General features: G+C 71.7%; 8 protein-coding genes. 1 reads left to right on the plus strand and 7 read right to left on the minus strand.

Going from position 1 to position 12185, the window contains the following annotated elements; translation table 11 throughout:
- Positions 1 to 361: 361 nt before the first annotated feature.
- The 3 genes from ACH4ZX_RS30315 to ACH4ZX_RS30325 all read right to left on the minus strand — a co-directional run bounded on the left by ACH4ZX_RS30315 (position 362) and on the right by ACH4ZX_RS30325 (position 3028).
- Positions 362 to 1345 carry a nucleoside triphosphate pyrophosphohydrolase gene (locus ACH4ZX_RS30315; protein ID WP_398279583.1) on the minus strand — a complete coding sequence of 328 codons (984 nt, stop codon included), beginning with the start codon at positions 1343 to 1345 and terminating at the stop codon, positions 362 to 364.
- Positions 1346 to 1418: 73 nt separating this feature from the next.
- A complete protein-coding gene (locus ACH4ZX_RS30320; RefSeq protein WP_398279586.1) occupies positions 1419 to 2054 on the minus strand; it encodes a SurA N-terminal domain-containing protein in 636 nt (211 codons plus the stop codon).
- Positions 2055 to 2200: 146 nt separating this feature from the next.
- The gene (locus ACH4ZX_RS30325) at positions 2201 to 3028 is read right to left on the minus strand and encodes a glycoside hydrolase domain-containing protein (RefSeq protein ID WP_398279589.1); all 828 of its coding nucleotides are present in this window, start codon (positions 3026 to 3028) and stop codon (positions 2201 to 2203) included.
- 348 nt (positions 3029 to 3376) lie between these two features.
- Here ACH4ZX_RS30325 and ACH4ZX_RS30330 point away from each other — a divergent pair, with 348 nt between their 5' ends.
- Positions 3377 to 3757, plus strand: a complete 381-nt coding sequence (locus ACH4ZX_RS30330; protein WP_398279592.1) for a hypothetical protein — start codon at positions 3377 to 3379, stop codon at positions 3755 to 3757.
- Positions 3758 to 3809: 52 nt separating this feature from the next.
- Here ACH4ZX_RS30330 and ACH4ZX_RS30335 read toward each other — a convergent pair whose 3' ends face one another.
- From ACH4ZX_RS30335 to ACH4ZX_RS30350, 4 genes are all read right to left on the minus strand, one after another.
- A complete protein-coding gene (locus ACH4ZX_RS30335) occupies positions 3810 to 4526 on the minus strand; it encodes an HNH endonuclease family protein (protein WP_398279595.1) in 717 nt (238 codons plus the stop codon).
- 86 nt (positions 4527 to 4612) lie between these two features.
- Positions 4613 to 8146 carry a transcription-repair coupling factor gene (mfd, locus tag ACH4ZX_RS30340; RefSeq protein WP_398279598.1) on the minus strand — a complete coding sequence of 1178 codons (3534 nt, stop codon included), beginning with the start codon at positions 8144 to 8146 and terminating at the stop codon, positions 4613 to 4615.
- A 319-nt stretch (positions 8147 to 8465) separates the two neighbouring features.
- Complete coding sequence (locus ACH4ZX_RS30345) at positions 8466 to 11045, minus strand: ABC transporter permease (RefSeq protein ID WP_398279601.1); 2580 nt, start codon at positions 11043 to 11045, stop codon at positions 8466 to 8468.
- Positions 11042 to 11830: an ABC transporter ATP-binding protein gene (locus ACH4ZX_RS30350; protein ID WP_398279604.1), complete on the minus strand. Its 789-nt coding sequence runs from the start codon at positions 11828 to 11830 to the stop codon at positions 11042 to 11044. Before ACH4ZX_RS30350 ends, ACH4ZX_RS30345 begins: the two co-directional genes overlap by 4 nt.
- Positions 11831 to 12185: the final 355 nt, after the last annotated feature.

Here is a 12185-nt window from a genome sequence, read left to right on the forward strand (position 1 = left end):
GCGCACCCGCGCACGCCCCGCCCTCACGACCGCGACCGCAACCGCGACCGCGCCGCCCGGCGCGACCGACGCGTACCCGAGCGCCCGAGCACCGGGCGCGGCCAATGGGCGCCCGAGCCCTGGGCGCGGCCGGTGTGCGTCCCGGGCCGGGCCCGGACGACGTGACGACCTTCGCGCCCACGGGCACGGTCGCACCGCGCCTGAGCGACGAGGCCGCCGGACCGGGGAGCTACGGGTGCCGGGCCGGGGGAGCCGCCGAGGAGCCGACGGGTGCCCGGCCGAGGAGCCACGGGTGCCGGCCCTCCGCAGTCCCGCCCCAGTGGGCAGTCCCGCCCCGCTGGGCGGTCCCGCCCCGTTGGCGTCAGCCTTCCGTCGGCGTGCCCTCGGCCTCGCGGATCGCGTCCCGGTAGGCGCGGGCCGCCGCTCTGAGGGCCGCCTCGGGGTCGACGCCCTCCGCCTCCGCGCGCACCGCCATCGCGAGGAGGTCGTAGCCGATGCCCTCGCCGGCCGGTGGCGGCACCGTGAGGCCCGCCGTGCGCACCCGGGAGGCCAGTTTCGACGCGAGGGCGAGACCCGGCTGGCCGAGGGGGACGCCGTCGGTCAGGGAGGTGCGCCGCTTCTCGACCGCCTTGGTGCGCAGCCAGTGCTCCTTGACCTCCTCCGGGGTCGTGGCCGTCTCGTCCCCGAAGACATGGGGGTGGCGGTGGATGAGCTTGGTGACGATCCCGGCGGCCACGTCGTCGATGGAGAAGGGGGCGTCCGGGTCCTCCTCCGCTATGCGGGCGTGGAAGACGACCTGGAGGAGCACGTCGCCCAGTTCCTCACGGAGTTCGTCCCGGTCGCCGTCCTCGATCGCCTCGACGAGTTCGTACGCCTCCTCGATGCCGTACTTCGCCAGGCCCTTGTGCGTCTGCCGGGACGACCACGGGCACTCGGCGCGGATGCGGTCCATGACCTGGACCAGGTCGAGGAGGCGGGCGCCCGGCAGGTCGTAGGAGGCGGGCAGCAGTTCCAGCTCGGGCATGGCGACGCGCCCGGAGCCGGCGAGGCGCGCGAGGCCGTCGGTCAGGGCGGGTTCGCCCTCGCCGGTGGCGACCACGACGACCGTCCGCCCGCCCGCGCAGGCGCCGACCAGTTCCTCGGCGGTCGGGGACGCCTCGTCCACCCGTATCCCGGCCTCCCGCAGGTACGGAAGCTGCGGGTGCGCGCCGTCCGCGCACAGCACCCGGTCGGCGGCGTGCAGGGCCTGCCAGGCGGGCCAGGACAGCAGGCCGGGCGCGACGCGGTGGCTGGTGGTGAGCAGGACGATACGGCCGGGCGTGGCGTCGGAGCTGGTTGCGTTCACCCTCCGAACGTAACCCACGCCACCGACACCCCCCGAAGTTATCCACAGGGCGGGCGACCGTCCTGCGTCGCCGTCACGCCGTCGAGGAGGTGACCTCGCGCAGCCACGGCGTCCTGGCGTCGACGCGGCTGCTCTTCTGCACGTCCCAGCTGCCGTAGCGCGGGTTGAGGTCGACGTGGAGTTCCTTCGACGTCTGCGAGAGGGCCTTCCAGAACGCGGGCTGGCCGGTGTTCGTGCCGAGCGACCGGGCGAGCTTCTGGGCCTCCAGTTGCAGGCGGAGGTTGTCGTCGAGGCGCTCGGGGGCGACGCCGTACTGCTGCAGCCAGGCCGTCTGCAGCGCCTTCTCCCCGCCGACCTGCTGCTCCAGGCCGGTGCGCATCTGCTGGATCTCCTTGCGGGACACGGTCACGCCCGCGTCCTCGGCGGCGCGGTGCAGCACCCGGTCGAGGACCATGCCGTGCAGGGTGTCGCGGGTGAGGCTGCCGGTCTGCGCGAGGACCTGCTGGTACTGCGCGTCGCTGCGCACCGCCGCGCGCTGTGCAGCGCGTACCTCGTTCACGCGGCTCTGCAGCTGGGAGACGGTGATCCGCTGGCCGCCGACCACGGCCGCCGCGCCCGGATGCGCGTCGCTTCCGCAGGCGGTCAGGACGGGGGCCGCGGCGACGATCGCGGCGGAGAGGAGGAGCGCGGTGCGACGGCGGCGGTGCAAGGAAGCCTCCCGAGGAGATTGTGCGACGGTGCACAAAGTCTTGCGATGATCGATGGTAGGCAGTGGGTCGGCTGTGGCCAACCCATTCGACCAACGATTCACCAGGACTTCGGGCACCGCCGCGACCCCGCCGCGGCGCGGGCGGCTCAGCCGACGATGGCGACGGGCGCGTCCCAGGCGTCGCGGTCGACGGTGATCGTGTACCCGCCCCGCGTCTCCTTGCTGTTCACCATGTACTGGTGGCCGCGGCTGTGGCCGGTGTACTGCGTGGACCCCCACGGCCAGTCGGCGGTGGTGGTGTTCTGCTTGTCCCACAGCGCGTACCAGAGGTTGCCCGGCAGGTCCGTCTTGTCCTTCGCCGTGGCGATGGCCTTGGCGCTGGAGCTGGTGAAGCCGTAGAAACCGGCGCGGTACGTCTTGGCCCGCAGCGTCTTGTCGAAGGAGCGGACGTACGTCAGCACCGCGTCGTTGCACGACGTGTTCGTCACGTCGTACGGCTCCATGTCGAGGTAGATCGGGCTGCCGGCCTTCATGCCGAGCGCCGACGCCTTGGCCACCGCGTCGGCCGCGTCCGTCGCGCCGAGTGAGGCGGCGGTGGAGGCGGTGAGCTTCTCCGGGTTGGAGCCGCTCTGGCAGGGCGGCTGGGCGCCGACGTAGAGGGGGATCAGTTTCCAGCCGACGGAGTTGACCGACTTCACCCAGGACGCGGTGAGGTTGGGCTGGCTGCAGCCCCGGTTCTTGCCGCCGATGTAGACGGCGGCGGCGCCGTAGAAGCCGGTGTGCCATGCCTTCATCGCGCTCAGCGAGGGCGCGGCGCAGGTGTCGAAGGCGCGGCCGGTGTAGGTCTTCTGGGCGGGCCAGGTGGTGGCCGCCATCGAGGTCTGCGCCGCGATCCCGGCCCCCGCGACGACGGCCGCGCCGGCCACCGCCCACGTGAGGTACCTGCGCTTCTTGGACTGCCGGTGCTCGGCCATCCCCACCCCTTCATGCGTACGCCTGCGTGCGTACGCGCCTGAGCGTCGTACGGCGTCGCGTCCACGACGGCGTACGTCCGCCAAAACCGGTTCTGCAGAGCCCCCGAGACGGCGCGGCGTACGACACTGACCTGTCGCGGCCCTGTCGCGCGGCGCCCGATGCGGATCGCACCGTAACCGACGGTGTCCCTCCGATCGGGAAACGCAGCCTATCGGCGGCCACAAGTTTCCCTCATGCCTCGGCAAAGGCAGCCCATGGCCCGTTCTCGCCCCTCCGTGCCCTACTCTTGCTGCCTGCGCCGCCTTACGCGTACCGCGGCGCGAGTGCTTCGGGGGATGGGGGTCGCCATGGTGACGGTCAAGCGTCTGGAAGCCGGCTGGCTGCAGCGGATCGCCTGGTCGGTGTTGGTGTGGGGGTCGTTGGGCCTGCTGGCGTGGGTGCCGTTCCTGTACGTGGCGATCCGCCGCGGCCGCGGGTCGGACTGGGGCGCCTTCTGCTCGTTCGTCCTCTACGAGCTGATCACCATCCCCTGGCTCAGCCTCTCCAACGACGACGGCGACGCGATCCTGGGCTCCGTCATCGTCCTGACCCTGCTGATCGGGACGATCATGCTGCTGTTCGCCGAGTTCGACAGCCCGCTGCCGCGTCAGCAGCCGTACGGAGCGATGCCGATGCCCGGCCCGCAGCCGGGTCAGCCGTACGGCCAGGGATACCCGTACGCGCGGTAGCCGGCCTCGGCAGCCCTGACCGCCCTGTACGGCCGCCGGTTCGCACCACGCGTCAGTTCGCGTGGAAGCGGGCCGGTGCCTCGGTCGGGTTGCCGCCCGAGGGGAGCTTCTGGCCCGGGCAGGTCCTGAGCACCTTCTCCATCGCCGCCTTCTCGGCCGCGGTGACCCACAGCTGGTACTTCTTCTTCACCGCGACCTGCGCGGCGACGTACGTGCAGCGGTAGCCCTTGTTGGGCGGCAGCCAGGTCGCGGTGTCGCCGTCGCCCTTGGCGCGGTTGGTGCTCGCGTCGACGGCGATGAGGTTGAGGGGGTCGTTGGCGAGGGCTATGCGCTTGCCGGCGTTCCAGTACTTGGCGCCCTTCTGCCAGGCGTCGGAGAGCGCGACGACGTGGTCGATGTCGACCTGGCTGCGGCCGCGCCGGTAGACGACGTGCTTGCCGGAGTAGGGGTCCGAGTCGAGGACGCCGTAGGACACCTTGCAGTCGCCGTCGGTGAACCGCACGTCCTCCAGGTCCCGTCGGAGGATGTCGTCGCGGGTGTCGCAGTCGTTGGAGTCCGTGTCCGCCCAGGCGGTGCCGAAGCGGTCCCGGTCGTAACCCGTCTTCGGCGCCCGGCCCTTCACCGGCAGCGACTCGGCGGCGGTGAGGGCGGCGCCCGACTTCCCGCCGGTCTCCTGGGGGCCCGCGGACCCCGTGGTCTGCTCCGTGCATCCGGCCACCGCGAACACCAGCGCGACGGCGGCCGCGCTCCCGCCCCTCGTACGCCTCACGGCGCGTCCTCCCCTTGCCGACACGATCCGCCCCCGCAGGTGCCGTCTTCCCGGGGACGGCCGTGCGCACACCGTACTGCGGAGGTCTACGACCCCAGGATCGAGGTCAGGAACTCGCCCACCCAGCCGAGCAGATCGCGGCCGACCAGGGGCTTGCCGCCCACCTTCGCGGTCTTCGGGCGCGGCACCAGGATCTGGTGCACGGCCGGCTTGATGACCGTGCCGGGGTAGAGGCGCTTGAGCCGCAGCTCCTGCGACTCGCGCAACTCCACCGGCGCGAAGCGGATGTTGTTGCCCTGCAGGACGATCTCGCCGACGCCGCAGGCGCGGGCGAGCATGCGCAGGCCCGCCACCAGCAGCAGGTTCTCCACCGGCTCCGGCAACTTGCCGTAGCGGTCGACGAGTTCCTCGCGGACGGACTTGATGTCCTCCTCCGTGTTCGCGGAGGCGATGGCGCGGTAGGCCTGCAGGCGCAGGCGCTCGCCGGGGGCGTAGTCGTGCGGGACGTGCGCGTCGACCGGCAGCTCGATCTTGACCTCGAGCGGCGGCTCCTCCTCCACGCCGCCCTCCAGGGAGGCCCGGTAGTCCGCGACCGCCTCGCCGACCATCCGCACGTACAGGTCGAAGCCGACGCCCGCGATGTGGCCGGACTGCTCGCCGCCGAGCAGGTTTCCGGCGCCGCGGATCTCCAGGTCCTTCATCGCCACGTACATGCCCGCGCCCATCTCGGTGTGCTGGGCGATGGTCGCCAGCCGCTCGTGGGCGGTCTCCGTCAGCGGCTTCTCCGGCGGGTACAGGAAGTAGGCATAGCCGCGTTCCCGGCCGCGGCCGACCCGGCCGCGCAGCTGGTGCAGCTGGGAGAGGCCGAAGTTGTCGCCGCGCTCGACGATGAGGGTGTTGGCGTTGGAGATGTCGATGCCGGACTCGACGATCGTCGTGGAGACCAGGACGTCGTACTTCTTCTCCCAGAAGTCGACCACCACCTGCTCCAGCGTCTGCTCCGACATCTGGCCGTGCGCCGTGGCGATCCGCGCCTCGGGCACGATGTCGCGCAGGCGGGCAGCGGCCCGGTCGATGGACTCGACCCGGTTGTGGATGTAGAAGACCTGGCCCTCGCGCAGCAGCTCACGGCGGATCGCCGCGCCGATCTGCTTCTCCTCGTAGGGGCCGACGAAGGTGAGCACCGGGTGGCGCTCCTCCGGCGGCGTGGTGATCGTCGACATCTCGCGGATGCCGGTCACCGCCATCTCCAGGGTGCGCGGAATGGGCGTGGCGGACATGGTCAGCACGTCGACGTTGGCGCGGAGCTTCTTCAGCTGCTCCTTGTGCTCGACGCCGAAGCGCTGCTCCTCGTCGACGATGACCAGACCGAGGTCCTTGAACTTCGTCTCCGAGGAGAACAGGCGGTGGGTGCCGATGACGACGTCCACCGAGCCGTCGCGCAGGCCCTCCAGGACCGCCTTGGCCTCGGAGTCGGTCTGGAACCGGGACAGCGCCCTGACGTTCACCGGGAACTGGGCGTAGCGCTCGCTGAACGTGCCGAAGTGCTGCTGCACCAGCAGCGTCGTCGGGACGAGGACGGCGACCTGCTTGCCGTCCTGGACCGCCTTGAAGGCGGCCCGCACCGCGATCTCGGTCTTGCCGTAGCCGACGTCGCCGCAGATCAGGCGGTCCATCGGGACCGACTTCTCCATGTCCTCCTTGACCTCGGCGATCGTGGTGAGCTGGTCGGGCGTCTCCGCGTAGGGGAAGGCGTCCTCCAGCTCGCGCTGCCAGGGCGTGTCCGGGCCGAAGGTGTGCCCGGGTGCCGCCATCCGCGCGCTGTACAGCTTGATCAGGTCGGCGGCGATCTCCTTGACGGCCTTCTTCGCGCGCGCCTTCGTCTTGGTCCAGTCGGCGCCGCCCAGCCGGTGCAGGGTGGGTGCCTCGCCGCCGACGTACTTGGTGATCTGCTCCAGCTGGTCGGTCGGGATGTACAGCCGGTCGCCGGGCTGGCCGCGCTTGGCGGGGGCGTACTCGACGACCAGGTACTCGCGGGTCGCGCCCTGGACGGTGCGCTGCACCATCTCGATGTAGCGGCCCACGCCGTGCTGCTCGTGGACGATGTAGTCGCCCGCCTCCAGGGTGAGCGGGTCGATGGTCTTGCGGCGGCGGGCCGGCATCCGGGTGCCGTCGCGGCTGGACGCCTTCTGGCCGGACAGGTCGGTCTCGGTGAGCACGGCCAGTCTCAGCGCCGGGTCCACGAACCCGTGCTCGATGCCGCCGCACGCCACGTGCACCACCGACGGGGACAGCTTCCCGAGGTCGGTGTCGAGCCGGGCCGCGATGCCCTCGCCGCCCAGCACCTCGACCGTGCGGGCCGCCGGGCCGTGGCCCTCGGTGACGTACACCGCGCGCCAGCCGTCGGCGAGCCAGCCCTTGGTGTCGGCGAGCGCCTTCGCGGTGTCGCCGCGGTAGGTCTCCGGGGCGTGCATGCCGAGCTTGAGGGTGTCGGCCTCCTCCAGCGCGTCGTCGGCGGCGAACGGCGACACCGACCACCACATCATCTCCAGCTCGCGCGCCCGGTCCCGCACGTCGGCGATGGACCACAGGGAGGCCGCGCCGACGTCGATGGGCGCCTCGCCACCACCCGCGGTGGCGGCCCAGGACGCCTGCAGGAACTCCTGGCTGGTCGCGACGAGGTCGGCGGCACGCGTGCGTACCCGCTCCGGGTCGCACACGACGGCCATGGCGCCCTCGGGCAGCACGTCGATCAGCAGCTCCATGTCGTCGACCAGGACCGGCGCCAGGGACTCCATGCCCTCCACGGCGATCCCCTCGGCGATCTTGCCGAGCAGTTCGCCGAGTTCGGGGTGGGCCTCGGCGAGGGCGCGGGCCCGCGCGCGCACGTCGTCCGTCAGCAGCAGCTCCCGGCACGGCGGCGCCCACAGGCCGTGCTCGGCGACCTCCAGGGAGCGCTGGTCGGCGACCTTGAAGTAGCGGATCTCCTCGACGTCGTCGCCCCAGAACTCGACCCGCAGGGGGTGTTCCTCGGTGGGCGGGAACACGTCGAGGATGCCGCCGCGGACGGCGAACTCGCCGCGCTTCTCGACGAGCTCCACGCGCGCGTACGCGGCGGCGGCGAGGGCTTCCACGACCTCGTTCAGGTCGGCGGTCTGCCCGGTGCGCAGGGCCACCGGCTCCAGGTCCCCCAGCCCCTTGACCTGCGGCTGGAGCACGGACCGGACGGGCGCGACGACGACCGAGACGGGGCCGGTCTCGGGGTCGTCGGCGCTGGGGTGGACCAGCCGGCGCAGGACGGCGAGGCGGCGGCCGACGGTGTCGCTGCGGGGGCTGAGGCGCTCGTGCGGCAGCGTCTCCCAGGAGGGGTACTCCACGACGCCGTCCGGCGGCAGCAGCGAGCGCAGCGCCGCGGCCAGGTCCTCGGCCTCGCGCCCGGTCGCCGTCACCGCCAGCACGGTCCGGCCGGACTCCCGGGCCAGGGCGGCCACCGAGAACGGGCGGGCCGCCGGCGGGCCGACCAGGTCGACGTGCATGCGGTTGCCGTCGCGGGCCGCCTGAATCGCTTCCGCGAGGGCGGTGTCCTTGACGACGGCGTCGAGCAGACCGTGCAGGCTCATTCGGAGGCGGCTTTCGTCCGGGGGTGGGCAACGCGAAGGGCCCGACACGGAGACCGGCCGGGGGTCTCCAGCCTACGACGGTGCGCTCGGCGGTGCCGTGGCCTGTGGACAACCCCGGCCCGCGCCCGGCACCCGGCCTGTGGAAAACCCGGCGCCGACGGCCGGCAACGGTCCACCGGCCCGGCCCGGAGGGCCGGCGCCTGGCCGGTGGACCGCGACGTGGAAAGGGCCCGGCGCCGAGAAGTCCCCCGTGACTTCTCGGCGCCGGGCCGGTCCCCGCGATCCCCCAAGGCCCGCGTGTGGCCCCCGCGCGTGGTGGCTACTCCGTCGCGATCGCGTTCAGGACGTTCATGCGCCCCGCCCGGAAGGCCGGGACCAGCGCCGCGAACAGGCCCACGAAGGCCGAGCCGAGGAAGACCGCGACGATCGTCGGCCAGGGGATGTCCAGCACCTTCAGGCCCTCCAGGGCGAGGAGCTGCTGCGCGGTCGCGCCCCAGCCCATCCCCAGGCCCAGCCCCAGCAGGGCGCCGAACAGGGCGATCACCACCGACTCCATGCGGATCATCCGGCGCAGCTGCCGCCGCGACAGGCCGATCGCCCGCATCAGACCGATCTCCCGCGTCCGCTCGACCACCGACAGCGCCAGGGTGTTCACCACACCGAGGACCGCGACGATGATCGCCAGCGCCAGCAGGCCGTAGATCATGTTCAGCAGCTGGCCGATCTGGTCCTTCAGGTCCTGCTTGAAGTCGGTCTGGTCGCGCACGGTGTACTGCGGGTAGTCGTGCAGCGCCGTCTTCAGCGACTTGTACGCGGCGTCCTGCTGCCCGTCCTTCGCGGTGGCGAAGATCATCTGGTCCAGCGGCATCCTGTCGTCCGGAACGTACTCGGCGAGCGTGGCGATGGAGATGTACTTGGCCCCGGCGTCGATGACGACGTCGCTGCTGGTGATCGCGCGGACCGTCAGGCGGGCGGTGCCGCCGTCCTTGAATTTCACGTCGATCTTCGACCCGAGGCGGATGCCGTGTGCCTCGGCGAACTTCTCGTGCACGGACATCGAGTCCGGCAGGTAGGCGTCCTTCAGGTCCCCGGCGACGGTCTTGGTGCGCAGGTCGGTCGCGTACGACGGGTCGGCCGCCGTGATGTCGGTGTCCTTGAGCGTCTTGCCGTCGGGCGTGGTGTAATCCGCCTCGGTGGTCTTGTACTCGGTGACCCGCTCCAGGCCCGGCACCGACTTGATCGCCTTCACCGCCTCCGGGGTGATCAGCTGCCCGCTGTCGGACTGCAGGATGAAGTCCGTGCCGACGGTCTTGTCGAGCTGGTCCGTCGCCGACGCCACCATGGACGAGCCGACCACCGACAGGCAGGCCACCAGCGCCAGGCCGATCATCAGCGCCGCGCCGGTCGCGCCGGTGCGGCGCGGGTTGCGCAGGGCGTTGCGCTCGGCCATGCGGCCGATGGGGCCGAAGACCCTGAGGACGACCGCGCCCAGCACCCGCACCAGACCGCCGGCCAGCAGCGGGCCGATGACCACGAAACCGATCAGCGACAGCAGCACGCCCAGGCCGAGCCACAGCGAGCCGCCCTTGGCCTTGTCGGCGGCCGCCGCCAGGTACAGGGCACAGCAGCCGGCGCCGGTGAGCACCGTGCCGGTCACGGCCCGGACGCGGCCCGCGCGGGCGTCCGCGGGAACCCCGACGTCGCGCAGCGCGGCCATCGGCGAGATCTTCCCGGCACGGCGGGCGGGCAGGTAGGCGGCCAGGACGGTGACGACGACGCCCAGCACCACGCCGGCCACCGGGGTCGTCCAGGCGATCGTGAGGTCGTCCGTGGACAGGTGCATGCCCATCTGGCCCATCAGCTTCATCAGCCCGACCGCGATGCCGACCCCCGCGCCGACGCCGAGGACGGAACCGAAGACGCCGAGCAGCAGCGCCTCGGCCAGCACCGACCGGTTGACCTGCCTGCGGGAGGAGCCGATCGCCCGCATCAGGCCGATCTCCCGGGTGCGCTGGGCGACCAGCATCGAGAAGGTGTTGATGATCAGGAAGATGCCGACGAGGAAAGCGATCCCGGCGAAGCCGAGCATCGCGTACTTCATGACGCCCAGGAATCCCTCGACGTCCTTCTGGTTGGCGTCGGCGGTCTCCTTGGCGGTCTGCACCCGGTAACCGGCGCCGAGCGCGGAGACGACGTTCTTCTTCAGCCGGGCGTCGCTGACCCCGGCGGCCGCGGTGACGTTGACGCTCGTGTAGACGTCCGGCTCGCCGACCAGCGTCAGCTGCGCGGTGCGGGTGTCCAGGTAGAAGATCGCCGCGCCGGGGTTGGTGACCTGGAAGGTCGCGATGCCGGAGATCTTCGCGGTGTGCGTGCCGACCGCGCTGATCACGCCGAGTTCGTCGCCGAGCTTCAGGTGGTGCTTGTCGGCGGTGTCGGCGTCGACCATGACCTGGCCGGAGCCCTTGGGCGCCGCCCCCGAGGTGATCTTCATGGTGCGGGCGTCGTTGCCGTTCCAGCTGCCGACGATGGTCGGCCCGCCGTTCTTGGGCGACAGGCTGTCCTTGTCGGCGTCCACGACGGTCACGGAGGTGGAGAACACGGTCCCCTCCGCCGACTTCACACCCTCCGCCCGACGCACCTTGCCCACCACGGACGCCGGCATGACCGGCGGCTTGCCGGTTTCGGAGGTCGTCTCACCGGTGTCGGAGGCGCCCTTGGCGCTGACCGTCACGTCCGAGGAGGTCGCCGCGAACAGCTTGTCGAACGTCGTGTTCATCGTGTCGGTGAACACGAGCGTGCCGCACACGAACGCCACCGACAGCAGGACCGCGACCGCCGACAGGGCCATGCGCCCCTTGTGCGCGAAGAAGTTGCGCATCGAGGTTCTCAGGACGGTCATGACGTGCGCCCCCGGGCGTCGAAGTCCTTCATGCGGTCCAGCACGGCCTCGGCGGTCGGCCGCTGCATCTCGTCGACGATCCGGCCGTCGGCGAGGTAGAGCACCCGGTCCGCGTAGCTGGCGGCCACCGGGTCGTGCGTGACCATGACGATGGTCTGGCCCAGCTCGTCCACCGAGCGCCGCAGGAAGCCGAGCACCTCCGCACCGGCGCGCGAGTCGAGGTTGCCGGTCGGCTCGTCCCCGAAGATGATCTCGGGCCGCGCGGCCAGCGCGCGGGCCACGGCGACACGTTGCTGCTGACCGCCGGACAGCTGGCTGGGCCGGTGCTTGAGCCGCCCGGCGAGCCCCACGGTCTCCACCACCCGCTCCAGCCACGCCCGGTCGGGCTTCCGCCCGGCGATGTCCATGGGCAGGGTGATGTTCTCCAGCGCGTTCAGCGTCGGCAGCAGGTTGAACGCCTGGAAGATGAACCCGATCCGGTCCCGGCGCAGCTGCGTCAGCTTCTTGTCCCTCAGGCCGGTGATCTCGGTCTCGTCCAGGTAGATCTGACCGCTCGTCACCGTGTCGAGGCCGGCGAGGCAGTGCATCAGCGTGGACTTGCCGGACCCCGAGGGGCCCATGATCGCGGTGAACCGGCCGCGGGCGATGTCCACGTCGACATGGTCGAGGGCGACGACGCGGGTCGCCCCGGCCCCGTACGCCTTGACGACCTGTCGCGCCCGCGCGGCAACGGCCGTACGCCCTCCAGTGCCCCCGTGCCTGGGAATGGTCACGGCCGAAGTCATGATGAGTCTCCTCTGTGGGTGGATCGGTGAACCGCACGAACCCGGTACGCCGATGAGTCTGGTCCGTCGAGGGGGTCCCGCGCGCTGGTGCCCGGCACCGTCTTGCGCGGGGGGAAAACCCCACCCCACCGGTCGGGCCGGCCACCCCCCGACGGCCTCCCGACCACCCCTCGGCGGCGTAAAGCCAGGCTAAGGACACCCCCCGGCCCGTCTCGTCCTCCGGCGGTACGACCCCTCCCCGAGCCGTAGGACGGATCTCCCCCTAGACGAGTAAGTCCGATCTCCGGTCAGTGGTCATAGGCGATCAGTGACCGGGTGATCGGTGCGTTGGTTGCGTTGTTGTGCCAGATCGCGG

Origin of the sequence: Streptomyces sp. NPDC020490 (assembly GCF_044335305.1) — a bacterium.
Lineage (GTDB): Bacteria > Actinomycetota > Actinomycetes > Streptomycetales > Streptomycetaceae > Streptomyces.

Excerpts from the sequence above, each read along its gene's own strand:
- mfd (WP_398279598.1), bottom strand. The coding sequence starts at position 8,146 with ATGAGCCTGCACGGTCTGCTCGACGCCGTCGTCAAGGACACCGCCCTC.
- ACH4ZX_RS30350 (WP_398279604.1), bottom strand. The coding sequence starts at position 11,830 with ATGACTTCGGCCGTGACCATTCCCAGGCACGGGGGCACTGGAGGGCGT.
- ACH4ZX_RS30330 (WP_398279592.1), top strand. The coding sequence starts at position 3,377 with ATGGTGACGGTCAAGCGTCTGGAAGCCGGCTGGCTGCAGCGGATCGCC.
- ACH4ZX_RS30345 (WP_398279601.1), bottom strand. The coding sequence starts at position 11,045 with ATGACCGTCCTGAGAACCTCGATGCGCAACTTCTTCGCGCACAAGGGG.
- ACH4ZX_RS30325 (WP_398279589.1), bottom strand. The coding sequence starts at position 3,028 with ATGGCCGAGCACCGGCAGTCCAAGAAGCGCAGGTACCTCACGTGGGCG.